The 22,622-nt window shown below is 64.3% G+C and carries 23 protein-coding genes, 1 tRNA gene and 1 pseudogene; 10 read left to right on the top strand and 15 right to left on the bottom strand.

All coding sequences use genetic code 11. The features are described 5' to 3' along the window. Nucleotides 1–61: 61 nt before the first annotated feature. On the bottom strand, nucleotides 62–700 hold the full coding sequence (locus IQ216_RS00125) for a hypothetical protein (RefSeq protein ID WP_193813794.1): 639 nt from the start codon (nucleotides 698–700) through the stop codon (nucleotides 62–64). A 108-nt stretch (nucleotides 701–808) separates the two neighbouring features. Between IQ216_RS00125 and IQ216_RS00120 the strand changes: the two genes are divergently transcribed. Beyond that, on the top strand, nucleotides 809–1,306 hold the full coding sequence (locus IQ216_RS00120) for a hypothetical protein (protein ID WP_193813793.1): 498 nt from the start codon (nucleotides 809–811) through the stop codon (nucleotides 1,304–1,306). Nucleotides 1,307–1,381: 75 nt separating this feature from the next. Then, nucleotides 1,382–1,759, top strand: coding sequence for a hypothetical protein (locus IQ216_RS00115; protein WP_193813792.1), 378 nt, complete (start codon nucleotides 1,382–1,384; stop codon nucleotides 1,757–1,759). Nucleotides 1,760–2,250: 491 nt separating this feature from the next. On the opposite strand, the gene IQ216_RS00110 is transcribed toward IQ216_RS00115, so the two are convergent. The 5 genes and pseudogenes from IQ216_RS00110 to IQ216_RS00090 form a co-directional block, all read right to left on the bottom strand. Next, complete coding sequence (locus tag IQ216_RS00110) at nucleotides 2,251–2,400, bottom strand: hypothetical protein (RefSeq protein WP_228006935.1); 150 nt, start codon at nucleotides 2,398–2,400, stop codon at nucleotides 2,251–2,253. 722 nt (nucleotides 2,401–3,122) lie between these two features. After that, nucleotides 3,123–5,162 (bottom strand): AAA family ATPase, encoded by a 2,040-nt coding sequence (locus tag IQ216_RS00105; RefSeq protein ID WP_193813790.1) that lies wholly within the window; start codon nucleotides 5,160–5,162, stop codon nucleotides 3,123–3,125. A 613-nt stretch (nucleotides 5,163–5,775) separates the two neighbouring features. Next, nucleotides 5,776–6,757 (bottom strand): annotated as a pseudogene (locus tag IQ216_RS00100) (IS5 family transposase). Between the two features lie 24 nt (nucleotides 6,758–6,781). Further along, nucleotides 6,782–7,603, bottom strand: coding sequence for a hypothetical protein (locus IQ216_RS00095; protein ID WP_193813789.1), 822 nt, complete (start codon nucleotides 7,601–7,603; stop codon nucleotides 6,782–6,784). Nucleotides 7,604–7,633: 30 nt separating this feature from the next. Continuing rightward, the gene (locus tag IQ216_RS00090) at nucleotides 7,634–7,801 is read right to left on the bottom strand and encodes a hypothetical protein (protein WP_193813788.1); all 168 of its coding nucleotides are present in this window, start codon (nucleotides 7,799–7,801) and stop codon (nucleotides 7,634–7,636) included. 598 nt (nucleotides 7,802–8,399) lie between these two features. On the opposite strand from IQ216_RS00090, the gene IQ216_RS00085 reads away from it, so the two are divergent. Beyond that, nucleotides 8,400–8,466 (top strand) — tRNA-Pro (locus IQ216_RS00085). Here the strand turns inward: IQ216_RS00085 and IQ216_RS00080 are convergent. Both IQ216_RS00080 and IQ216_RS00075 read right to left on the bottom strand, forming a co-directional pair. Further along, complete coding sequence (locus IQ216_RS00080; protein ID WP_370566525.1) at nucleotides 8,449–8,811, bottom strand: hypothetical protein; 363 nt, start codon at nucleotides 8,809–8,811, stop codon at nucleotides 8,449–8,451. The two genes, IQ216_RS00085 and IQ216_RS00080, sit on opposite strands and share 18 nt — an antisense overlap. A 133-nt stretch (nucleotides 8,812–8,944) precedes the next feature. Next, nucleotides 8,945–9,847, bottom strand: a complete 903-nt coding sequence (locus IQ216_RS00075; RefSeq protein WP_370566524.1) for a 3'-5' exonuclease — start codon at nucleotides 9,845–9,847, stop codon at nucleotides 8,945–8,947. Nucleotides 9,848–9,939: 92 nt separating this feature from the next. Between IQ216_RS00075 and IQ216_RS00070 the strand changes: the two genes are divergently transcribed. Further along, a complete protein-coding gene (locus tag IQ216_RS00070; RefSeq protein ID WP_193813787.1) occupies nucleotides 9,940–10,398 on the top strand; it encodes a peroxiredoxin in 459 nt (152 codons plus the stop codon). A 29-nt stretch (nucleotides 10,399–10,427) separates the two neighbouring features. Continuing rightward, a complete protein-coding gene (locus IQ216_RS00065; RefSeq protein WP_193813786.1) occupies nucleotides 10,428–11,237 on the top strand; it encodes a DUF1350 family protein in 810 nt (269 codons plus the stop codon). On the opposite strand, the gene IQ216_RS00060 is transcribed toward IQ216_RS00065, so the two are convergent. After that, nucleotides 11,205–11,882, bottom strand: a complete 678-nt coding sequence (locus tag IQ216_RS00060; protein ID WP_228006934.1) for a hypothetical protein — start codon at nucleotides 11,880–11,882, stop codon at nucleotides 11,205–11,207. The two genes, IQ216_RS00065 and IQ216_RS00060, sit on opposite strands and share 33 nt — an antisense overlap. Nucleotides 11,883–11,886: 4 nt before the next feature. Then, nucleotides 11,887–13,854: an acetate--CoA ligase gene (gene acs, locus IQ216_RS00055; RefSeq protein WP_193813785.1), complete on the bottom strand. Its 1,968-nt coding sequence runs from the start codon at nucleotides 13,852–13,854 to the stop codon at nucleotides 11,887–11,889. Between the two features lie 19 nt (nucleotides 13,855–13,873). On the opposite strand from acs, the gene IQ216_RS00050 reads away from it, so the two are divergent. Beyond that, entirely contained in the window at nucleotides 13,874–14,344 is a 471-nt protein-coding gene (locus IQ216_RS00050) for a hypothetical protein (protein ID WP_193813784.1), read from the top strand. A 27-nt stretch (nucleotides 14,345–14,371) separates the two neighbouring features. After that, nucleotides 14,372–15,037: an HAD family phosphatase gene (locus IQ216_RS00045; RefSeq protein ID WP_193813783.1), complete on the top strand. Its 666-nt coding sequence runs from the start codon at nucleotides 14,372–14,374 to the stop codon at nucleotides 15,035–15,037. Nucleotides 15,038–15,065: 28 nt separating this feature from the next. On the opposite strand, the gene sds is transcribed toward IQ216_RS00045, so the two are convergent. From sds to IQ216_RS00020, 5 genes are read right to left on the bottom strand one after another with little or no spacing between them, the layout of a single operon-like run. Further along, on the bottom strand, nucleotides 15,066–16,037 hold the full coding sequence (gene sds, locus IQ216_RS00040; RefSeq protein ID WP_186696505.1) for a solanesyl diphosphate synthase: 972 nt from the start codon (nucleotides 16,035–16,037) through the stop codon (nucleotides 15,066–15,068). A 23-nt stretch (nucleotides 16,038–16,060) separates the two neighbouring features. Beyond that, nucleotides 16,061–16,885 carry a glutamate racemase gene (murI, locus tag IQ216_RS00035; protein WP_193813782.1) on the bottom strand — a complete coding sequence of 275 codons (825 nt, stop codon included), beginning with the start codon at nucleotides 16,883–16,885 and terminating at the stop codon, nucleotides 16,061–16,063. Next, on the bottom strand, nucleotides 16,885–17,988 hold the full coding sequence (locus IQ216_RS00030; protein ID WP_193813781.1) for an N-acetylmuramoyl-L-alanine amidase: 1,104 nt from the start codon (nucleotides 17,986–17,988) through the stop codon (nucleotides 16,885–16,887). The genes murI and IQ216_RS00030 overlap by 1 nt, the downstream gene beginning before the upstream one ends. Before the next feature lie 12 nt (nucleotides 17,989–18,000). Next, nucleotides 18,001–18,819, bottom strand: coding sequence for a carbon-nitrogen hydrolase family protein (locus IQ216_RS00025; RefSeq protein WP_193813780.1), 819 nt, complete (start codon nucleotides 18,817–18,819; stop codon nucleotides 18,001–18,003). Between the two features lie 42 nt (nucleotides 18,820–18,861). Continuing rightward, complete coding sequence (locus IQ216_RS00020; RefSeq protein WP_193813832.1) at nucleotides 18,862–19,617, bottom strand: 2-phosphosulfolactate phosphatase family protein; 756 nt, start codon at nucleotides 19,615–19,617, stop codon at nucleotides 18,862–18,864. Nucleotides 19,618–19,761: 144 nt separating this feature from the next. Here IQ216_RS00020 and IQ216_RS00015 point away from each other — a divergent pair, with 144 nt between their 5' ends. From IQ216_RS00015 to IQ216_RS00005, 3 genes are all read left to right on the top strand, one after another. Further along, on the top strand, nucleotides 19,762–21,348 hold the full coding sequence (locus tag IQ216_RS00015) for a UbiD family decarboxylase (RefSeq protein ID WP_193813831.1): 1,587 nt from the start codon (nucleotides 19,762–19,764) through the stop codon (nucleotides 21,346–21,348). After that, a complete protein-coding gene (locus IQ216_RS00010; RefSeq protein ID WP_193813779.1) occupies nucleotides 21,348–21,779 on the top strand; it encodes an Rrf2 family transcriptional regulator in 432 nt (143 codons plus the stop codon). The genes IQ216_RS00015 and IQ216_RS00010 overlap by 1 nt, the downstream gene beginning before the upstream one ends. A gap of 43 nt (nucleotides 21,780–21,822) precedes the next feature. Continuing rightward, nucleotides 21,823–22,622, top strand: an 800-nt coding sequence (locus IQ216_RS00005; RefSeq protein ID WP_193813778.1) for a 3-phosphoshikimate 1-carboxyvinyltransferase, incomplete at its 3' end; no start/stop codon positions are given.

Genomic DNA, 22,622 nt, shown 5'->3' with positions numbered 1-22,622 from the left:
CCCCTCCCTGGGCCTGCCCCAGCGTGCTGAGCATCGTAGCGGCTTTGTAGCGACGGCGCTCTCACGGCTGCTCCCCTCTCTTGATCACACGCCGGATGTAGTGAGGCGCTAGCCCCCTCTTACTCTTAGTCCCAAACGCTTCTGCCATTCTCCATCCTTCTCTGTAGCCAAGCCTCAACCAGCTGCTCAGCAAGTACCAGGGCACCTCTACGGCTGGCTCTTCTTCGAAGAGCTCTAGATCGATCTCTTCATCGTGTTCAGCGCCTTGGATCTTGTGCAGCAGCCTCATCGCTGATTCTTCAGAGTAATTCGCGCACAACGCGATGTACATCGCATGGTAGTAGTGATAAGCTGCCGCCTCTCGGAACTCTTCCGGAGTGTAATCAGCTCCCGGTTCGTGAGCTAGCTCTCGCGTCGCTTCCATTAACTCTCTAGTCGGAAGCTCCGGTTTCCAGGTAGATCGCGCCAGCAGATCCAGTGTCTCTGAGATGTGCTCCGGTGCGTAATGCTCATCATGCTTCGCCACTTCTGCTTTGCTTCTCTCGATTTGATGACTAGGGCCGATCATCCCGCGACTCACGTCTAATCCTTCTCGATACAGACGGTCGAACAAGTATTCGGGCAACTCTAAGTAGACATAATCCGCTCCGGCTTGCTGAAGGAGCGGATCACTTGGGTCGGGTGTGTAAAAAGGCGTCATGGCTCATGTGTGTGTTTGAGATTTCGAGAGTCCGGTGGGGCCTCACCACATTCTAACAACAATGCACCCTTAACTGTCCTATACTGAGAGTACAGAACCCCCCTCTCTATGTCCCCTACTGCAACATCAATCGGCGTAATCTCTGTCATCGCCAGAGGCAGTGTCCGACTCGAACGCGCCGGCGAGCGTTACAACAAAGCTTTAGCCGAGTACAAGGCTGTTGAAGAGCTTGAACTGCCTGGCACCGTAAAGAAAGCCTTCGCAGAAAAAGCTGAGGCTAAACTCGAAGAAGCCAACCGAGAGTTTGAAGCTGCGTATGCTCAGGAGGAACTCGCGGGAAAAGTAGCTGCAGATCAGCGCAGGATTGAAGAGCTAACTAAGCAAGCGGAACCGCTGCTTGCGAATATCGCTCGACTTCTCGATCTCGCGAACAGCGAGATGAAAGAGAAGGTACTGCCGCTTTACCGCGAGTGTCGTTCGCGAGGTGGCACCTTCTTCTACTCAGGCTGCGATGCAGCTCTTGCCGATGCTCTCATTGGCCAGGTGGTGTTTCACGCTCAGCGTGGCCAGTGGCAGCTAACTCGGAGGCCGATCCGACCTCAGTAACACCCCCAGCCCCCGGCCTGGGGCTGGGCTCCCATCTGTTTATCCCGCTTTCACTCTTGACCCCTTGAGCCACCCATGAATAACCGCAATCACCCGATTACTGCAGCAGACGCTCGCCTTACCAGCGCCTACTGGAACGGCAGGCAATGCGATCCATCCGAGATTGCCAAGCTCAGCTACAGCATGGCGACCTTCGAAGAAGAAGAAGACCTCGACGACGACGACGACGACGACGACTGCTCCTCTGCTGACCGGGTTGCTGCCAGGCGCACCGCTGCTGACTCCTGCGGAGCAACTAGCCGCAACGACTCGTTTATCACTCTCGATATAGACGGCGAGCATCTTTACCAAGACGCCGATGGCACGTGGTTGAGCTACCGCACCGGTAAGCCGTACAAGCCTTGGAAGAAGAGCAAGAGCAGGAAGCAGCCCCAGCGGGGGGTGCAGTCATGAACGACCCCATCTTCTCCTTCAGCGACCCACCGAAGGTGAATGGTGTTGTTGCTCGCGTCGGGCCGGGGTGGGGGGAAGCGCAACCAGCCCGCAGGGGCTGCACACCCCGCTGGGCCTGCGGGGGGCAAGCTGAAACGGGCCGCCCAGATCACCGCTGGGGGCGCCGCAGTTGGCGGGGCCGCCTACATCGGCACCCTCGCAGCCCGTAGCTCGATGCGCGGCCCTGCGGGGCGCCGCCGGGGGTCCGCGCTGGGTCGAAGCTTCCCCGCGGTTGGTCGCAGCATTGAACCCGTGCAGGGGCCAGGTGAAGCTTTCAGCACCCCTGCTGGCCTGGCAGCTCGCGGAGCTGGGTTCGCTTCCCAGGCGGGTCGAAAGGTTGGTGGTCAGCTGTCGAGCCTGCAAGGCGTGCACAGCGTGCGGCGCCGGGTGGGGGGCTACAGGAGAGTCTTGCTACGCAAGATCAAAGAGCGGGAAGGGAATATCGAGAGGATTCAAAAGGAGTGGAAGGCTGAACCACCTAAGAGCAGGGAAGAGAGCCGGTTGCGCACGAAGCGACTGATACTGGAGAAATCATCGTTGAAATCGCTCCAGAGGAAGGCTGCAAGCTCGCAGCAAGCCAAGAAGCGGATCGGCAGGATCAAGCTCAACCTGAGGCCAAGGAGTGGGGCAAGGCCGTTCACCAATAGCCCTCTACCCATGGGGTTGATCAAGGAGATGCAGCAGCGTGCAAAGAAGAGTGGTTACAAGCGAATTCGTCACCGGTGAAACCTATGTCCCTGCTCATGGCTCTCCGAGATTCTTGTCCTGTGAAGTGAAGGCTATCGCTATACTGCTTCACCCTCCCCATTCATGGGCAGCGTTGCAATAGTGTTGAGCATGACTAGCTGCCATTATTTGAGCTTCTTTTCGGTAATCTTATTAATACTAGTAGCAGCTACTGCGTCGTTTCGTGCAACTTATGGTGCCCAATCAGGCAGGACTCTGTCATCTCTAGCCTTTTTGATGGCTTTAACCCTATAACAGGTCTTGTATGTTAGATGCAACTCAATGGGCTTGTTGGATGAGACCATGAGTCCAGCCATTACGCCAGATTCGACAGGTGATGACTCCTGCCTGCCGCAAACACCTCTGCCTCTAGACTCATCAACAATGAAGGTCAGTCTCTCTATTGGAATCTCGTAGATGCCGAACAACCTCAATAACCTGCGAGCGAAGCCTGCTGGAGCTGCTTATGTGCATACGGATTTTACGCGACACTTGGTTGAAGCTGTATCTAGTATCTGCCTTGGGCTTATCTGCAGCTTAACTCGTCGTGCCATACCGCCGCTCCAACTTGTGATTGTAACCCTGATATCTGAGCATCTTACCGGAAAGGGGCAGCCCCATGGTCGGCATGCCTCACAAGGCGCTCGTTGATGGTCCGGAACAGCGACTCGAACCTTGCGATGCTCGTTTGGGGCAGTACAGCCTCCGGATCCTTAGCCATCATGTTTAAGAACAGCCGCGCAGGCCGGCTCTTGTTGAATTTGATGCCTAAGGTGTTGAAGGCAGCTTCGTATCTCTTGACTATCCTGGGGATGTTGGGATTCAGCACTAGCGACTTCCCGTCTAGGTCGGCCTCATAGCACACACGCACAAGCTCATCGAACACAGTTGGGTCAAGCATGTCTTCAACATCTCGATCTGTCTGCGCGGGCGCAGGGAAGCCCTCGGAAACGAAGACGACATTCTGCTCGGCAATCAGCTTGTTCTTGACCAGACTGTCTTTGGTCGCCTTGGCATCTCTCTCTTGGTCCAGAAGCACCACAACGCTTTGATGTTCCGACGTTAGGAGCGCGACCATGTACGAGACTTTTTGTGCGCCGCCGGCCGGCGTCAATGTAAGTTCCGGGTCTAGTGATACTCCGTTCGCCTCGGCGAGGTATGTTGAAACTGACGCTAAAAACCAGTAATCAGTAACACCCTCAACCACCAGATTCTTAGAACCGACGAATAGGCTTTGGGAGATGTTGTATCCTAGCGCCGCCTGAAGTGGAAACAGCGTACGCGAGTCCCCGGTTGGGCTGTTTGTCACTGTGGTGCCTGTGCTCTCTCCGATGCTCACTGTGCGCACTGAATCCAAGCGATGCGTTGGGACCATGAAGGGCGAATGTGTCGTGAAGATGATCTGATTGTTAAAGTCCTTCTCAAAGTGACGCAGCAAGTCGCCTTGCGATCGAGCGTGCAGATACAGCCCAGGCTCATCGAGTAATAGAATTGCGTTCTCTGCTTCACCTCCCTTCGTGTCAGCAAAGAAAGTGATGTAGAAGGAGAAGAACCACTGGAAGCCGCGGCTTCGGTCATCAAGGTTCACTTCCACGTCATACGCGGCGTTGGGATCAGACACCAGCGTGTCGAGGTACTGCGCATCAAGACCAAACCGGACTTTGAGCGCGCGGTCTTTCCATAGCCGCCGAATCTCCGAAGTGACTAAGGCGCCAGCTCGGTTCGCAAGCTGATTTCGTGTCTCCTGCTCGCTGTGTTTTAGAAGTCCCTGCAAGTGCTGGGGATCAAGTCCTGCAACCTTGCACAGCTTCTCGAATTGACGATCCGCGGGCGTAAGGGACTGCGCACCTTGTGACTTTCGAGAAAGGTACTCTGCGATGTTCTGATGACCCTGCAGCTCTGGGTACTCATCGACATAGATGAACTTCGGCAACTTCTCCATCACCCAGCATCTTGCAGCCTGTTGGGCATCCTTGTCTCCAGTAATCGTCTCCGAGAGCTCCTCAAGCTCGTAAATAGGCTGTTCTTGTCTATCCGTCAACTCGACTTGTGCCGCCGCTAACGACTTGCGCATATTTTTCACCGCTTGCGTTGCGTTCGTTGCCCATTGCGTTCGGTCCGGTAGCAGAGCCATCCCAGTTTCGAAGGCTTTGCAAGCAGCTTTTAGACTTTGCTGATGCTCTATGGCGGCATTGTCTGCCGCCGCTTCGACTATTGGCACAACCTTTCGCACCTTGGCCTTCACATCTTTCTCACTGAGGTCTTGCTCAGCTAGTCCTTCTAATGTGACAATGCAATTCTTGCCACTGTATCGCCTGGAAATGACCACTTCCTGTACGTCCTTGGCGCGGGGAAGTATTTCGACAAGCTCGCCCCTCTCTTTGGTGTCTAGAAACCAGCGGGAGCTTATGACTTCAGTGTCGTCTGTGCATTCCTCCAAGCGTCGATCGCGCGGAAAGTCCTTGACCTTGTTAAGGGGCTGGAAACCCTCTGCAGGGTTGATGCTGTACAGCGCCCGCAGAAGATTTGACTTGCCACTCTCGTTGCGGCCTAAGACCGCGGTTATCTGGGATACATCGACTGGCCCGCTGTCGTTAATCGAACGGAAGCTCTTGACGTTGAACGAGACAAGCCGCATGCCACTCTCTCCCTGTTGTATATCTGAGAATGATATCCCACGCCTGCAGCAGGTTCAGGGTTATGCTACGACTTTGCCCAGGGGTGGTGTGTGATTGCACACCACCCCTGGTCCCGGGAGTGTGCAAGCAGGGTTGAAAGCTTTAGTCCAGGACCTCACGTGAAGCTATGCAGTCATGCCTTCTGCCAAGAAGCAGCCACTAATGTTCGCCATTGTGTGTTTAATCATGCCAATCGCAGGGATAGTCCCGCGTGTCGTTTAATACTGCCTAACCTCTGCTTTCACTAGGCCCCAGGCTGCTTTTCATGAATCAAGGTACTCCCTTGCGACGTCCCTAGAGGTTGTACGCATTTTCTTAGCTGCCAAGAGACCAGCCCCTCAAGGCATCAGATCTTCTTGGCCTTACTTCTCTCTAGGGCTTGAGGAAACTCTGATCAAGCCGCCCAATTCGTAGGACGCCTGTCTCTTTCTCGTCAATGAGACGAATATGAGCCGTTTATGACCTTGGGCTTCTCCGCTGGGTGAGCAATCAGCCTGTTTATCCACGCTTCCTGAGAGTCAACTGTTGTTTTGCGTCTTGTTGACTCATGCAAGGCACACTGACCCCTGTCATTCACACTATACAAGGATAACGCTTTCGCATGATCCAGAGATTGGCCAGTGCAAAGAGCATCTTAAGCTTGAGGCCGTTCTTATTGATGCCTCGGTAGTAGACCTTCCGGAATCCAAACTGGCATTTGATGATCCGAAAGGATGCTCCACCTTCGCCCTGAAATGCGCTTTCGCCGTCTCAATCAGATCAAGCAGGCTGCCTTCTACTATGTCCGGTAGCACGCGGCGCTGTCCGGGCCTCATAGCTATACGCATTTCAGCCGCGCAGCCCTTCAAAGCATCGCGCTTCTCAATGCCGATGTGGCCAGCATCGCCATAGATCACGCGTTCCCCGCCATGGATGCGATCGGCCGCAGTATTCAGCTCATGCACGTTCGCTGCCGTACTCATCACGGAGTGGACCAAGCCCGAGACTGCATCAACGCCAATATGGCAGCGCATCCCAAAGAACCACTGGTTGCCCTTGCCCACCGAGTGCATCTCAGGATCCCGCACACCTTTCTTGTTCTTGGTGGAGCTGGGGGCATTGACGATCGTTCCATCGAGGGTCGTCCCCTCCTTGAGCATCACGCCCTTCTCGCTCAGGCTCTGGTTCACACTCTCTAGGAGCTGCTCCGCAATCTGGTGCTCTTCCAGTAAGTGCCGGAAGTTCAGAATCGTTGTCTCATCAGGGATCCGGCCCTCGATCATGTCGATCCCCGCAAAGCGGCGGAAGCAGGGGTGTCGATCAGCATCTCCTCCATCAATGGATCGGACTGCGTGAACCACTGCGTCAGGGGGTGTATACGCAGCATCACCTCTAACGGCAATGGAGGTCGCCCACCCTTGGCAGTGGGCTTGTAGTACACCGGCTGGACCAGTTCCAGGAAGGAGTCCCACGGAACCGTGGTGTCCATTTCCTCCAGGAAGATCTGCCGACGCGTCTTCTTCTTGGCGTAGGTCTGCTCGTAATCTGTGAAGCCCAGCTGGAGGGGTGTTGCCATCCGTTCCCAGTCTCAGTCTTGGATCTAGGCTGATTCTATTGGGTTTTTCAGAGGTTCCTTGAACATGGGATTAAACTGCTTATAAGCCGACTTGTTAAATATCCCCGCCGAAACGATATCCGAGACTGAAATGGCCATATATAGGACATCCAGTCGTTCTAGGGCAGCAGTCTTCACCTCTTTGAGTCTTTCGCGCAGCTCCTGTTGAACTTCAATCTTGTTCTTGGCATTGCTTTTTGCCATTGCATCAAGTCTTGCTTGTTCTTCCTCTACAGAAGCTGCAATGCTCTGAAGGATTGCTGTATAGTCGGTTGTTAGATGCATTTCATGGGTTTCTTCTCGACGGTATCCACTCATTGACGGCTGCATGTATAGCGACCCTCCCCCGTCGTGATTGCCAGGGCAGTTGCAGCCACGTATAAAACCTATATATACCTTGCCATTGCGCAAGGTAATCATGACAGGCTTTCTGTTTGTCTGTGCCCTGAAGAAGACCAGGCCAATATAATCGGAGAAGGCTTCGTAGCTGATAGCATTCTCCTTTTTCTCGCTCCAGAACCTATTGAGAATACATGGAAGACATGAGCCAATTAACAATGACCCAATTGGCGGCCCAAGCTGCGGATAAGGAATCCAATAGTGCCAAATTGGATAAAAAGCTGGAAGCATCCAGTTCAGCAGACGAATAATAAAATATGCTATTCCTAGAAATAGCATCCCCCATAAAGCAGATTCTAGAATAAGCCTTTGGCCGTTTGATCTATTGGCATTGTATTTCGTCTTGTTCCAAAATGATATAAAAAGAAACCCTCCAGCTAATGGCAGTAGGAGGGAATTAAAAGGCATTTCCCGCTAGCCTGGAAGGAAGCGCGTTCACTACGAATGGGACTGAGAATTTCGTAAGTTATACAGCTCTGCAATTTCAGCCATATCGCTGAGTTCTTTCTTCCCTTCTGGGCTAAGGATGGTTTCAAGAATGTTGACTTTGGACGCACCAGAAGGGTCGATGATGACATCTGCTTTTCTATTGTTGAAAAGTTTCACTTTGCCGATTGCTTGTATATATTCATAGTACTCTAGTAGCAATGACTTGTCAAGTCATGGATTCTTTGTCTTCTTAGGCATGGCTAACGCTGATTAGGCGGTTCCCCAGCCGTCACGTGGGCGGTGTCCTTGCCAGGCTATGCATCTGGCTTGATCCCCCCCCCCGCAATGGCTGGGGTGCTCTCCCACGGCTGCTTTATGCGTTCGTGCCTTCTGGCCTGTGGCAAGTGGGCTGGCATAGCAGTGTAGAGGGCTGGGCTAAAAGAGAGAGGAGTGTGTCGTCCCTCATCTCGTAGCAGCTGGGCAACGCTACGAAGCCCTGTGTGCTCTTCCTTGGCTCTCAACAGCTCTCATCTGCTGGGTTTGCTGTTGTAATTCCTTTCCCTCACTGGCTTTTTGCTTGTCTCAAGCCGTGCTCCCAAAGCCCCGACACTCGCCACACACCGCCAGACCTACTGGGGAATACTTCCAGTAGCCCCTGCTCGCCTGGCGCTTCAGCACCCACTTGGCCCTAGTTATTTCGGGCCATTTGCGAGCGTCTTTAGTCCTGCTTTTAGTCCAACCCTCTCTCGCCTACCCTCAAATCCCTTGCCCTGCAGGAGCTACACATAGTAGCGCACCACTTTGGGGTAGTGGGGGTCGTGGGTTCAAATCCCGCCGCTCCGATTCAACCGGCCCCTTGAGGGCCCAGCTCGAGCCCGCTCAGCTGTGATGTCTTCCTCCGCCGGCTTCCCCAGCCGGCTTTTTGCTGGGCTGGGCACCAGGCGGGTGCGCACCCTGAAACCCACCAGCCAGCGGTTCACCCGGCCGCGCAGCAGGACGGGCACCTCCTCGTGCAGCTGGCCCAGTTCCTGGGCGGCCAGGCGATGCAGCGCCCGCACATCCACGCGCCAGAGCCCTTCGGCTTCCCGGATCAGCCGGGCCCAGGAGCGGCTCACCTGCCAGCGGTTGAGCCGCAGCCGCGGCGAAGGCCTGCCGGCCCGGCGGCAGGGTCGATAGGGCATGACCATCGGTTGAACAACCCTGTTAGCCCCAGGATGCAGAGCGCGCTGCGGCTGAGGCCGGAACCCACCGCTGCGCTTCAACCACTGGAAGCAAAACGGTGCAGGCGGCCCATCAGGAGGCCGGGCAACAGGCTGGCCATCAGGCCGCGGCGCTGCCCTCCGCCACGGGCTCCACGGCAAAGGGCAGGGCCATGGCCTCCCGGGCACTCAGGCGCCGCGTCCAGGCGCCGGGCACGGGGTTGTTCCAGCGGAATCCGGCCTGCTTGGCCTGATGACGTTCCGCATAGGGCAGCCGGGCCCGGAACAGCTCCCTCGGTTCCAGGGCTGCCTCGAGCAGGAGCTCCAGATCGTCGCAGCGGGCGAACACCTCCGCCAGGTAGATGCAGTCGGTGAGCGCCCGGTGGGCGGCCCACACCGGCACCCCATAGGCGAGGGCCAGATCGCGCACCGAGGGGCTGGGCCGCAGCTGACGCTCGGCCGGCCAGCGGATGTCGTCCATGGAGCAGATCCAGGGCAGCGCCAGCTCCGGCAGCTCCTGACGGCCAAACCACTGCCGATCGAAGCGGGCGTTGTGGGCCAGGGCCGCATCGGCGTGGGCCGCCATCGCTTCGAAGCAGGCCAGGCCCTGCCGCCAGGGCTGGGGCAGCCGGGTGATGGCCGGGGCGATGCCATTGATCGCCTCGGCCGGATTGCTGTGGGCCGGCAGCAGGAAGGACACCTGGTTGAGCACAGCCCGGCCGCTCACGTGAAACAGAATGGCCCCCACCTCGAGGCAGACGTGCTCGCGGGGATCCAGCCCGCTGGTTTCGGTGTCAAGGATCAGCAGAAACTCGGGCACAGCCCGCTGTTCCCCTGAAGGCCCTCGGTCCAGTTGCGGTTCGGGTTCGGGTTCGGGTTCGGCGCTCGGCAGCAGCTGCAGCTCGGCCTCAGGGCCCCGAGCTGGTGTGGGCTCAGGCCCTGCGGAAGCGGGAGCAGCCAGCAGACTCCCCAGCAGATCCTGCTGCTGCCACAGGCTGTCCTGTTCCGGAGGAGGTCCACTCACAGAGCTGGCGGTTGCGCCCCTCCATCCTCCCAGCCCCGGCAAGCGATGAGCCCCTGCCGCTGCTTAGGGTCTGGGCACCACGACTGCTGACCATGGGTGTTGCCGTCGGCGATCGGGCCCCCCTGATCGCCCTCCCCGACCAGAGCGGCTGCGAGCGGCGCAGCGACCAGCTGGGGGGCCGGGCCCTGGTGCTGTTTTTCTACCCCAAGGACGACACCCCGGGCTGCACGATGGAGGCCTGTGCCTTCCGCGACAGCTTCGCCGACCTGCAGGCCCTCGGCGCCGAGGTGTGGGGCGTGAGTGGCGATGACGCCGCCAGCCACAGCCGCTTCGCCCAGCGCCACAACCTCCCCTACCCGCTGCTGGTGGATCAGGGCAATGCCCTGCGCAAGGCCTACGGGATACCGAGCGTGCTGGGCCTGCTCCCCGGCCGGGTCACCTATGTGATCGATGGGGCGGGGGTGGTGCGCCACCAGTTCAACAACCTGCTCGATGGCCCAGCCCATCGCCGCGAGGCCCTGCAGGCCCTGCAGGCCCTGCAGGCGACCTGAGAGCCCACCACCGACACGGAGCGAGCGCCATGGCGCCCTGGCAACAACGGGACAAGCTCTGGTGCCTGGAGCCGGCGGGCAGGCCCCGCGGTCTGATCGAGTTCATCGGGGGCAGCTATCTGGCCGCCAGCCCCCAGCTCAGCTATCGCCGCCTGCTGGAGGCCCTGGCCGCCCAGGGCTGGCGGGTGCATGCCTGGAGCTACGTGCCGGGCTTCGACCACCAGGCCCAGGCCAATCAGGCCTGGCGCCTGTTTCGGCTCAGCCGGGCCGGCGACGGCGCCCTGCTGGAATCGGCGGCGGCGGCCCGGCTGCCGGTGCTACGCCTGGGCCACAGCCTCGGCTGCAAGCTGCACCTGCTGGCGCCGGATGGCGGCCGCCGCAACGCCGCTCTGGTGGCCCTGAGCTTCAACAACTTCTCAGCCGAGCGCTCCGTGCCGCTGCTGGCGGAACTCGGCCAGCAGCTGCGCTTCCGGAGTGAGTTCAGCCCCTCGCCGGAGCAGACGCTGAGCCAGATCAGCGCCACCTACCTGCAGCCCCACAACCTGCTGGTGCGCTTCAGCCGCGACGGCATCGACCAGAGCAGCCGCCTGCTGGGGGTGCTGAAGGCCCGTCCCGGCGACGACTCCACCCTGCTGGAGCTGCCCGGCGACCACCTGACGCCGGCCAGCGGTGGCCTGCGCAAGCAGGTGCTCGGGGCCTGGGCCGATGATCCGGCCCGCCAGCGGGGCATGGAGCGGCTGGTGGGGCAGATCAGCAGCTGGAGTGAGTCGCGCGCCCCCTGGCGTGGCCCGCAGCTGAAGGCCCCCTCAGTCCAGTGGTTCCAGGGGGCGTGGCCGTAGCCTGCCTCCGGCGCGCTCGAAGGCCAGCACCATCTCCTTGCTGCCCGATCCCCAGCGGGCCACGCTCTGCATCGCCACGGTGAAGGGCACATCGATGATGTGCACCCGGCTGGCATCGAGAATCATCACAGCCCCGGCAAAGGGCGTCGGGATCGACGGGATGAACACGGTAAAGCGACCATCCTCGAACTCCTCGATGATGAAGGCTGGCATCAGGCCCTCATCGGATTCGAACAGGGCCGGTTTCCAGACGTTCTCCTCCGACAGACCCAGCAGCTGCTGAACGAGGCTGCGGATCAGGCCGTAGCCGGGAATGCGGTCATAGAGCCTTCGCTCCAGGCGCTGGTGCAACTCCAGGCCAGCGGGAGTGCGCACGATCGCGCCGACCGCCAGGCAGATGGCGATCAGCAGCAGCACGGACAGGATCCTTTCCAGCGGCACGCTGTCGGGAACCACCAGGGTCACCGGCCGCACAAGTCCGGCGACCGTACGCATGGCCTTGAGCACCAGCAAGCTGGCTAAGTACAGCGGAATCACGATCACCAGTCCCCGGAAGAACGTGGCCAGCAGTGAATCCTCCAGCCGTCGCCGGAGCTGAACCCGTGGATGCCGGGGGCTTCCACGCCTCGGGATGTTGCGGCTCAAGGGGTCACACCCGCAGCTGATCGAGCACGGAGCGGTCCTCCAGGGTGGAGGTGTCGCCACTCACCTCCTGGCCCGCCGCCAGGGAGCGCAGGATGCGCCGCATGATCTTGCCGCTGCGGGTCTTGGGCAGGGCATCACTGAAGCGGATGTCATCGGGGCGGGCGATCGGGCCGATTTCCTGACCCACGTGGGCGCGCAGCTCGCTCACCAGGGCCTGATCACCCGAGCGGCCACTCTCCAGTGTCACGAAGGCCACCACCCCCTCGCCCTTGAGGTCATCGGGCCGGCCCACCACGGCGGCTTCCGCCACGGCCGGATGGCTCACCAGGGCCGATTCGATCTCCATCGTGCCCAGGCGGTGACCGCTCACATTGATCACGTCATCGACGCGGCCCATCACCCAGAAGTAGCCGTCGCCATCGCGGCGGGCACCGTCGCCGGCGAAGTAGAGCCAGGAGCCGTCGGCCGGGCGGATCTCCTCCCAGTAGCTCCTGCGGAAGCGCTCCGGGTCGCCGTGGACCGTGCGCATCATCCCCGGCCAGGGGCGCCGTACCGCCAGGTAGCCGCCGGCGTCGGCGGGCTGAGACACCCCCTCATGGTCCACCACATCGGCCACGATGCCCGGCAGGGGCAGGGTGCAGGAGCCGGGCTTGGTGGGGGTGGCCCCCGGCAGCGGGCTCACCATCACCCCACCGGTCTCGGTCTGCCACCAGGTGTCTACCACCGGGCAGCGGTTGCCGCCGATCACCTCCCGGTACCACATCCAGGCCTCGGGGTTGATCGGCTCGCCCACCGTGCCGAGGATCCTGAGGCTGCTCATGTCGTGCTGATCAGGAACCTCACGCCCGCTCTTCATGAAGGCCCGGATCGCCGTGGGCGCGGTGTAGAAGAGGCTCACCCTGTGCTTCTGGATCACCTCCCAGAAGGCCCCAGGCTTGGAGGGCCGGGGGGCGCCCTCGTACATCACCGTAGTGGCGCCGTTGGAGAGGGGCCCATAGACGATGTAGCTGTGGCCGGTGATCCAGCCCACATCCGCGGTGCACCAGTGGACGTCGTCCTCGCGCAGGTCGAAGATCCACTGGAAGGTGAGATGGGCCCAGAGGTTGTAGCCAGCGGTGGTGTGCACCACCCCCTTGGGCTTGCCGGTGGAGCCGGAGGTGTAGAGCACGAACAGCCGGTCTTCGCTGGCCATCGGCTCGGCCGGGCAGCTGTCGGCCTGGGGATCCACCAGCTCCTGCCACCATTCATCCCGCCCCGGCTCCATGGCGCAGTTCTCGCCCGTGCGCCGCACCACCAGCACATGCTCAACGCTGGGGGCGGCACCGCCCGCCAGGGCCGCATCCACCGCCGGCTTGAGGGCCACGGGCTTGTCCTTGCGGAAGCCGCCGTCGGCGGTGATCACCAGCTTCACGTCGCCGTCGATGAGCCGGTCGCGCAGGGCCTCGGCCGAGAACCCCCCGAACACCACCGAATGGGGTGCCCCGATGCGAGCGCAGGCCAGCATGGCGATGGCCGCCTCCGGCACCATCGGCATGTACAGGGCCACCAGATCGCCCTTGCCGATGCCGAGGGCCTTGAGGGCATTGGCCGCCTGGCACACCGCCCCATGCAGCTCGCGGTAGCTGAAGCGGCGGGTATCGCCGGGCTCTCCCTCCCAGATCAGGGCCGTCTTGTCGGCCCGGGGCCCCGCCAGGTGGCGGTCGAGGCAGTTGTAGCTGAGGTTGGTGCGGCCACCCTCGAACCAGCGGGCAAAGGGCGGATCGCTCCAGTCGAGCACCGTGTGGAACGGCTCGAACCAGTGCAGGTGCTCGCGGGCCTGCCGGCCCCAGAAGCCATCCGGATCCGCCTCCACCTCGGCCACGAGATCGCGGTAGGCCTGCATGGAACCGATCCCAGCGCTGGCGGCCAGCTCTGCCGGCGGCGCAAAGACCCGCTCCTCGTGGAGCACCGATTCGATCGTGACCTCAGACATCGCCATGGCAGCAGTCAGGGTGCATTCTGAGCTGCGACGACCCGACCCAGAGGAACAGCCACTGGCACCAGCAGGAACCACTGAAGCGGCCAGTGCCCACCCCTACCAGGCCCGCGGCATTGTGTATTCCACTTACGGCAACCATGCCGTGAGCGGGCACGCCTGGGGGTTCTGGTACCTCCGCACCAGCAAGAGGGTGTGGTTCCGGGTGGATCGCGGGGCGGTGAAAGGTCTGCAGCCCGTGTTCACCTACAACGSCCGGGTCATCCTGCACAGGAGCGAGCTGGCCAGGGGCCCGGCCCAGTCTTCCCAGGGCAGCGGCCCACCCGTGGTCTGGGGTCACTACCTCGGCAGCGACTGGGCCGAGGGTCCCGAGAACACCCAGCTCTMTCTACTGATCTGGACCCGCTGGAGCTGGCTCCACCCCGAGGCCTGTGGCCAGCCGGGGCGGTTTGCAGTGTCGTTCAGCCGGCCGGCGCCAGCGCCGTGAGGGCAACCCCCCTGAGAGAATGGCGCCATGAACCGCCCCGCGGCCTGCCTGTTCGATCTCGACGGGCTCCTGCTCGACACCGAACCGCTCCATGCCAGGGCCTGGCAGGAGGCCGCCAGCCGCTTCGGCCGACCCCTGAGNCCCGAGGAGCTGAGCAGCCTGCGGGGACGGCGCCGCCTGGACTGCGCCGAGCAGGTGTGCGCCTGGATCAGCGCCAGCCCCAACGCCAGCCCAGCTGCCAAGCCCGCTGTGGCCGAACTGCTGGCCGTGCGCCAGCCGATCGCGGAGGCCCTGCTGGTGCAGGCCCCTCCGATCCAGGGAGCCCCGCAGCTGTTGCAGCGCTGCCGCGAGCGGGGGMTCCCGATGGCGCTGGTGACCAGCAGCGCCGAAGCCTCCGTGGCGCTCAAGTGCGCCCCCCACGACTGGCTGGGCGGCATGAAGACCTGCGTCTACGGCGATGACCCCGAGCTCAGCGCCGGCAAACCGGCGCCTGATCCGTTCCTGATGGCAGCGCAACGTCTCGGGGTGCCGAGTTGCGACTGCTGGGCCTTCGAGGACTCCCTTGCCGGCAGCCAGGCGGCCCTGGGGGCCGGCTGCCAGGTGTATGTGCTGCTGCCCGATGGAGCCCTCAGGGAGCACTATCCAGCGGCAGTGCAGTGCCTGCGCTCACTCGAGGACGTGCTGCTCGAGTAGCTCTGCTGGGGGATCAGTGCGCAGGTGATCAGTAGAGCCGGCTGAGCACAAAATCCGGCAGACCTCGCAGGGCACTGCGCGGCTCGGATGGGGCCAGCCAGTCGATCGACTCGGCCGCCTCCCGCGCAAACTGCTCCGCCAGGGCCCGGGAGCGGGGGATGGCCTCGCAGCCCCGCACCAGGTCCAGGGCCTGGTCGAGATCGTCGTCCTCGGAGAACTCGCGCTCGATCAACCCCGCCAGGGCAGGCCGCTCCTGCAGGGCGTAGAGCACCGGTGCCGTGAGGTAGCCGGAGGCGAGATCGCTGGCGGCGGGCTTGCCCAGCTGCTGGTCGCTGCCGGTGAAGTCGAGGATGTCATCCACCACCTGGAAGGCCAGGCCGAGCTGGCGGCCGAATCGGTAGAGATCGTCCAGGTGGCTGGGGGGAAGGGCCGAGAGCACGCCGGCGGCCCGGGCGCTGTTGGCGATCAACGAGGCCGTTTTGCAGTAGCTCTTCTCGAGGTAGCTCTCGAAGCTCTGGGTGGTGTCGTAGCGGAAGAGGCCCTGCTTGACCTCGCCATCGGCCAGATCCATGATCACGCGGCTGAGCAGCTTCACCACGTCGAGGTCGTCGAGGTTGGCGAGGTGCCAGCTGGCCTGGGCGAAGAGGAAGTCTCCGGCCAGCACGGCCACGCGGTAGTTGAAGCGACTGTGCACGGTGTCCACGCCGCGGCGGGTGGCCGCCTCGTCCACCACGTCGTCGTGGACGAGGGAGGCGGTGTGGATCATTTCGGTGATCTCAGCCAGCCTCCGGTGGCGCGGCGTGAGCTCCCCATCCGGAGCCACCGCCCGCGACAGCAGCAGCACGATGCCCGGCCTCAATCGCTTGCCGCCTGCGGCGAACAGGTGCTCGGCCGCCGCTTGAAGAATGGGATGCCCCGCGCCGATGAGGCTGCGCAGATCCGAGAGCAGGGTGTCGAGATCGGCCTCCACCGGCTGGAGCAGCTCTGCAACCGTTGCCACATCACCTCCGCCGTGCCGAGATCCTAGAAGGCGCGTGCTGCCGTCCGCAGGTCCACATGCTCCACGGCGGGGCGATGACCCAGCCAGTCCTCAGCGCCGGCGGCGAAGGTGTCTGGACAGCCGGTCACGCAGAGGCGGGAGCGCTGCTGCAGCGGCAGTACCAGCTCGGTGCGGCGCTCCACCTCCGGCGATTCGCCGAGGCTGCCGAGCAGGGGGCCGAGCCGCTCCACCACTGCCAGGGCCGGATCCACCAGTTCCACCCCCGCCGGCAGCAGTTCGGTGAGCAGGGGCCGCAGCAGGGGGTAGTGGCTGCAGCCCAGCACCACCATGTCCACCTCGGCGGCCAGCAGCGGTGCCAGGTAGGCCTGGGCCACCCGACGCAGGACATCGGAATCGCGGTGGCCAGCCTCGATCAGGCCCACGAACTCCGGGCAGCCCACCTCGGTGACCACCGCCATGGGGCGGCTGGCATGGATGGCCCGGCGGTAGGCACCGCTGGCGGCGGTGGCGGGGGTGGCCAGCACGCCCACCCGATCACTTTTGATCACAGTGGCCACGCTGTCAATCAGCCCGAGCACCGGCACGGCGGCCTCGGAAACGGCCACGTCCAGCGCCAGGGCGTTGCAGGTGTTGCAGGCCATCACCAGCACCCCCACCTCCTCGGCCCGCAGCCACCGCACCACCTCGGCGGCGATCTGCCGGATCTCCTCCGGGCTGCGGCTGCCATAGGGCACCCGGGCCGTATCCCCCAGGTAGAGACAGCGGGAGTGGGGATGCCGTTCGGTGACCCGGCGCAGCACCGTGAGCCCGCCGACACCACTGTCGAACAGGCCCACGAGCAGCTCCATCAGCGCCCCCCCAGGAACTGCAGGATGCCCGTGGCCAGCGCCATGGCAAGGCGGCGGCGATGGGAGGGATCGGCCAGGCGCGGCGCGTCGAAGGCCCCGGTGACAAAACCCATCTCCACCAGGGAGGCCGGCATCACGGTGCGGCGGATCACGAAGAAGCGGCCGGCCTTGACGCCCCGATCCGGCGAACCCGGTGACACAGACATCATCTGGGCTTGCAGCGCTCGCGCCAGGCGCAGCGAACGCCCTCCTGAGAAATAGAAGGTCTCAACGCCGTTCACATCTGGGCGGGCCATGCTCAGGGCATTGGCGTGGATGCTCACGAACGCATCGGCACCCACCCGGTTGGCCAGGGCCACTCGGGGCGGCAGGTCCACATCCACTTCCGAGGTGCGGGTCATCACCACGTTGACGCCACGGGCCTGGAGTAGCCGGGCCACTTGCAGGGACACATCCAGAACAATGTCGGTCTCCCGCAGGCCGCGGATGCCAACCGCGCCTGGGTCAGGACCGCCGTGGCCGGGGTCGATCACCACCCGGAAGCGGCCCCGCGGCACCACGGGCAGGCCATCGGCGGAGAGGGGTGTACTGGCCGTTGGGAAACTCGGGCTTCGCCTGGAGGCGACTGGGGTGCGGCGGTCCACATCCCCCTCGCCCAGGCCCAGCAGCACCGGCCGCCTCAGCCCCTTGAACTCAAGTTTCCAGCGGTCCGAGGCGGTGCCCACCAGGCGCAGGTCCGCAGGGTCGAGCTGGGTGCCCGGTCTGAACTCCACCACGATCCGAGTGGTGGTGGGCGTGGGCTTGCCGATCCGCACCTCCCGCACATCGCCGCTGCCGCGGATCGAGCGGGAGCGGGAAGGAGCCCCCGGTAGGTCCACCCACACCCGTGGGCCCCTAAGACGCGTGCCGTCTTCAAAGAAAGCCTGCAGCCGCACATTGGGGCTGGTGCGCAGCTCCAGGGCACCCTGACGGGTGATCCGCCAGGCGGCCAGGCTCGAGGCAAGGGCCGGCAGGTCGGCGAGCACCAGGGCCACGGCCAGCAGCAGCCGCAGCAGGCCGAGGCGTCGCGGGGACCTGGCGCTGCCGGAGCGCCTCAGTGGCATGGGGGCCGCCACTCAGAACAGGGCCGGACGACGGTGCTGCAGGCTCGGCATCTGAGCCCTGACCCGCTCGCCGTGGCGTGGGTCAACCGGGGCCACCGCCAGACCGGGCGCATTGCCAGCATCGGCTAGCACCGTGCCCCAGGGGTCGATCACCAGGGCATGGCCATGGCTCTGGCGGCGACCGTAGTGGTGACCCGTCTGGGCCGGTGCCAGCACGTAGGCGGTGTTTTCGATCGCCCTGGCCTGCAGCAGCACCTGCCAGTGATCCTTGCCGGTGAAGGCCGTGAAGGCGGCGGGCACCATCAGCACATCGGCGCCGGCCCCGGCCAGGTGGCGGTAGAGCTCAGGGAATCGCACGTCGTAACAGATGGAGATGCCGATGCGGCCCAGCCCCGGCACCGCCACAACCGGGGGCAGCTCGGTGCCGGGACGCACCGTGGCCGACTCGCGGTAGGTGTTGCCGTCCGGGAGGTCCACGTCGAAGAGGTGGATCTTGTCGTAGCGGGCCAGCAGCTGGCCCTCGGTGCCCACCAGTTCCGCCCGGTTCAGGGTCTGGCCGTCCCCGGCCGGCACGGGGAAGCCCCCACCCAGCAGGGTCACCTGGTAGCGGCGCGCCATGGTCACCAGAAAGCTGCTGCAGCGCTGCCCCAGGCTGGGTGCCAGCTCCAGACGCAGCTCGTCGTCTCCCATGAAGGCGAAGTTCTCGGGCAGACCCACCAACTCGGCCCCACGCCGGGCGGCCAACTCGATCTGTTCCTCGGCGGCGGCGAAGTTGTCGTCCGGGACCGGAGTGCTGGTGAGCTGCACCGCTGCCGCCAGATAACTGCTCACCTGATGCCGAAAAAGAATCGCCGCACTGTAAGGGCCTCCCCCTCAGCCGGCTCTGAGCACCCCAGGCCCGCTCTGGGTGGGCACGAWCGTGAGGGTGTCCACGGCGCTGCAGCAGGCGAAATCGGCGTCGTGGTCGCCCAGGGCGATCAGTCGCTTGCCATGGCTGGCGGCCCGCAGGCAGGTTTCAGGGTCGCTGTGCCACTGCTGCCAGAGGGCCAGGGCGGCCAGCATCTCGTCATTGCCCAGGTCCACTCCCCGGTGGGGAGCCACCGCCAGCTCGATGGCGGCTGAGGCCACGGCCCCCGCCGCCAGGCTGTCCTCCAGGGAGTAGTCGCCCTCCCAGCCGCTGCYCACGATCCAGACCCGCTCCACGCCCGCTTCCAGCAGCCGTCGCACCACGGCAGTGCGGTTGGGCAGGCAGGCGGTGACCAGCAGGGGCACCGCGCGCACCGCCTGCAGCGAGCGGGTGCCGTTCGTGGTGCTCATGAAGATGCGCTTGCCCCCCACCCGCTCAGCGGTCACCGCCAGGGGTGAGTTGCCCAGGTCGTAGCCCGCCACCCGCTGGCCGCCACGCTCCCCGGCCCGCAGGCTCTGCGCTGGGGGCCAGGCGGCGGCGGCCCGATCCAGGGCCTCCAGATCGGCGAAGGCCTCGATCGCCTCGGCGCCGTTCTGCAGCGACCAGGCGATGGTGGTGGTGGCCCGCAGCACATCGATCACCACGGCGGCCTCGGGCCCGCCCTCGGCCGCGGCGACCACGGGTGGCACGCACTCGGATGTGGGGTAGTAGGAGATCTGCACGAAGGCGGCAACGCTGGCGGCCTCAGCGTAGGGAGCGTGCCCCACGAGGCTCAGGCCGCAGCGGCGGGAGTGGCTGCGGCACAGTGCATCGGGCGGCGCGTCCTGGCGTGCCGCGGCTCGATGTCACCGAATTCCCTCACCGCGATGACCGCCACCGAGGCTGCCCCCGTCACCCGTCGCCGCAACCGCCGGGATCTGCGCGGTTTCCTGGAGCTGCTGGAGAGCCGCCAGCAGCTGCGGCGCATCCAGGCCCCGGTGGACCCGGATCTGGAGCTGGCGGCGATCTCCGATCGGGTGCTGAGCTGCGGCGGGCCTGCCCTGCTGTTCGAGAACGTGCTGGGCTCCTCAATGCCGGTGGCCATCAACCTGCTCGGCACCCAGGAGCGGGTGCTGTGGAGCATGGGCATGGAGCGGCCTGAAGAGCTGGAGGCCCTGGGCGAGCGCCTGGCCCTGCTGCAGCAACCCAGGCCGCCCAAGGGCCTGCGCGAGGCCACCCGCTTCGGCGGGGTGCTCTGGGACGTGGTGAAGGCCCGCCCCGACCTCGACCTGCTGCCCCCCTGCCAGCAGCAGGTGTTCCGGGGCGAGGACGTGAACCTCGATGCCATCCCGATGCTGCGCCCCTGGCCGGGTGATGCCGGCCGGATCATCACCCTGGGCCTGGTGATCACCAAGGACCCCGAGACCGGCACCCCCAACGTGGGCGTCTACCGGCTGCAGCAGCAGTCGATCAACACCATGACCGTGCACTGGCTGAGCGTGCGCGGCGGTGCCCGCCACCTGCGCAAGGCGGCGGCCCTGGGCAAAAAGCTGGAGATCGCCATCGCCATCGGCGTGCACCCCCTGCTGGTGATGGCGGCGGCCACACCGATCCCGGTGCAGCTCAGCGAGTGGCTGTTCGCGGGCATCTACGCCGGCGAAGGCGTGCGGCTGGCCAGATGCAAGACGGTGAACCTCGAAGTGCCCAGCCACAGCGAAGTGGTGCTGGAGGGCACGATCACCCCCGGCGAGGCGTTGGCCGATGGACCCTTCGGGGATCACATGGGCTTCTACGGCGGCGAGGAGCCCTCGCCGCTGGTGCGCTTCCAGTGCGTCACCCAGCGCCGCCAGCCGATCTACTTCACCACCTTCAGCGGCCGTCCCCCCAAGGAGGACGCCATGCTGGCCATCGCCCTGAACCGCATCTACACGCCGATCCTGCGCCAGCAGATCCCTGAGATCGTGGATTTCTTCCTGCCGATGGAGGGCCTCAGCTACAAGCTGGCCGTGATCGCCATCGACAAGGCCTTCCCCGGCCAGGCGAAGCGGGCGGCGATGGCCTTCTGGACGGCCCTGCCCCAGTTCACCTACACGAAGTTCGTGGTGGTGGTGGACAAGGCGATCAACATCCGCGATCCCCGCCAGGTGATCTGGGCCATCAGCGCCCTGGTGGATCCCCAGCGGGATCTGTTCGTGCTGGGCGACACGCCCTTCGACAGCCTCGACTTCGCCAGCGAGCGGCTGGGCCTGGGCGGCCGCCTGGCCATCGATGCCACCACCAAGGTGGGCCCGGAGAAGCGCCACCCCTGGGGCGAGCCCCTGCAGCGCCCCGCCGAGCTGGAGGCCCGCCTCGACGGTCGCTGGCAGGAGCTGGGGCTGGGGGATGTGGGCAGCCAGCAGGCGGACCCCGCCCTGTTCGGCTACACCCTCGAACACGTGCTGGAGCGACTCAGCCAGGCCGGCCTGGGCGGCTGATGCTGAGCAAGGGCAGCACCGATGCCCTGCGGGCCCTGCTGGAACTGGCTGAGGCCCCGGAGCGCTGGCGCTCCACCAGGGAGCTGGCCGAGGCCCAGCAGCTGGCCGAGCCGATGCTGGAGCAGCTGCTGCTGAGGCTGCGCCGGGCCGGCCTGCTGCAGGCGCGGCGCGGCCGCCTGGGGGGCTACCGCCTGGCCCGACCGCCCCATCAGATCGGCGTGCAGGAGGTGATCGCCGCCGTGCAGGGACCCTCCAGCCCCTCTGCCGAGAGCGGTGGCTCCGCCGCTGACCAGGTGACCCGGGCCCTGGAGGCCCGGCTGCAGCGGGCCGTGACCCGGGCGCTGCTGGAGCTGAGCCTGGAGGAGCTGCTATTCGATCTGCGCAGTGCCGAGGCCTGCCGCGACGGCGAGGCCGGTCTGCTGCTGGGCTGAGCGGGCGCGCTCCATAGGATCGCCGCAACGCGAAGCCACCGCCTTGGTCCAGCTCTCCAGCAGCACGCCGCTCCCCCTGCCGGCCGGAGGCCGCCTGCGCGGCAGCGTGCGGGTGCCGGGCGACAAGTCGATCTCGCACCGGGCCCTGCTGTTCGGCGCCATCGCCGGCGGTGAGACCCGCATCGAGGGCCTGCTGCCGGCCGAAGACCCGCTCAGCACGGCGGCGTGCCTGCGGGCCATGGGTGTTGAGGTGTCACCGATCGCCGCGGGCCAGCTGGTGCGGGTGCAGGGGGTGGGGCTCGATGGGCTGCAGGAGCCCGCTGAGGTGCTCGAGTGCGGCAACTCCGGCACCACCATGCGGCTGATGCTGGGCCTGCTGGCCGGCCGGCAGGGGCGCCACTTCGTGCTCAACGGCGATGGCTCCCTGCGGGCCAGGCCAATGCGGCGCGTGGGCGACCCCCTGACCGCGATGGGGGCCTCGATCCATGGCCGCAGCGGCGGCAACTTCGCGCCCCTGGCCGTGCTGGGCCGCCCACTCCAGGGCAGCACCCTGCACACCCCGGTGGCCTCGGCCCAGGTGAAGAGCGCCATCCTGCTGGCGGCGCTCACGGCCAGGGGCGACACCACGGTGATCGAACCGGCCCAGAGCCGCGACCACAGCGAGCGCATGCTGCGGGCCTTCGGGGCCGATCTGGAGGTGGGCGGGGAGGCGCGCACCTGCGTCACCGTGCGGCCGGGAGCCAGCCTGACAGGGCAGCACGTGGTAGTGCCAGGCGACATCAGCTCGGCGGCCTTCTGGCTGGTGGCCGCTGCCGTGATCCCCGGCGCCGAGCTGATGTCGCC

It is taken from the genome of Cyanobium sp. LEGE 06143 (assembly GCF_015207535.1).
GTDB lineage: Bacteria > Cyanobacteriota > Cyanobacteriia > PCC-6307 > Cyanobiaceae > NIES-981.
This window is presented reverse-complemented; position numbering and strand designations above follow the sequence as displayed.

What these genes read in the sequence shown, in the direction of transcription:
- IQ216_RS00125 (WP_193813794.1), bottom strand. Translation starts at nt 700, where the DNA reads ATGACGCCTTTTTACACACCCGACCCAAGTGATCCGCTCCTTCAGCAA.
- IQ216_RS00120 (WP_193813793.1), top strand. Translation starts at nt 809, where the DNA reads ATGTCCCCTACTGCAACATCAATCGGCGTAATCTCTGTCATCGCCAGA.
- IQ216_RS00115 (WP_193813792.1), top strand. Translation starts at nt 1,382, where the DNA reads ATGAATAACCGCAATCACCCGATTACTGCAGCAGACGCTCGCCTTACC.
- IQ216_RS00105 (WP_193813790.1), bottom strand. Translation starts at nt 5,162, where the DNA reads ATGCGGCTTGTCTCGTTCAACGTCAAGAGCTTCCGTTCGATTAACGAC.
- IQ216_RS00095 (WP_193813789.1), bottom strand. Translation starts at nt 7,603, where the DNA reads ATGCCTTTTAATTCCCTCCTACTGCCATTAGCTGGAGGGTTTCTTTTT.
- IQ216_RS00080 (WP_370566525.1), bottom strand. Translation starts at nt 8,811, where the DNA reads ATGGTCATGCCCTATCGACCCTGCCGCCGGGCCGGCAGGCCTTCGCCG.
- IQ216_RS00070 (WP_193813787.1), top strand. Translation starts at nt 9,940, where the DNA reads ATGGGTGTTGCCGTCGGCGATCGGGCCCCCCTGATCGCCCTCCCCGAC.
- IQ216_RS00065 (WP_193813786.1), top strand. Translation starts at nt 10,428, where the DNA reads ATGGCGCCCTGGCAACAACGGGACAAGCTCTGGTGCCTGGAGCCGGCG.
- acs (WP_193813785.1), bottom strand. Translation starts at nt 13,854, where the DNA reads ATGTCTGAGGTCACGATCGAATCGGTGCTCCACGAGGAGCGGGTCTTT.
- murI (WP_193813782.1), bottom strand. Translation starts at nt 16,885, where the DNA reads ATGGAGCTGCTCGTGGGCCTGTTCGACAGTGGTGTCGGCGGGCTCACG.
- IQ216_RS00030 (WP_193813781.1), bottom strand. Translation starts at nt 17,988, where the DNA reads ATGCCACTGAGGCGCTCCGGCAGCGCCAGGTCCCCGCGACGCCTCGGC.
- IQ216_RS00015 (WP_193813831.1), top strand. Translation starts at nt 19,762, where the DNA reads ATGACCGCCACCGAGGCTGCCCCCGTCACCCGTCGCCGCAACCGCCGG.
- IQ216_RS00010 (WP_193813779.1), top strand. Translation starts at nt 21,348, where the DNA reads ATGCTGAGCAAGGGCAGCACCGATGCCCTGCGGGCCCTGCTGGAACTG.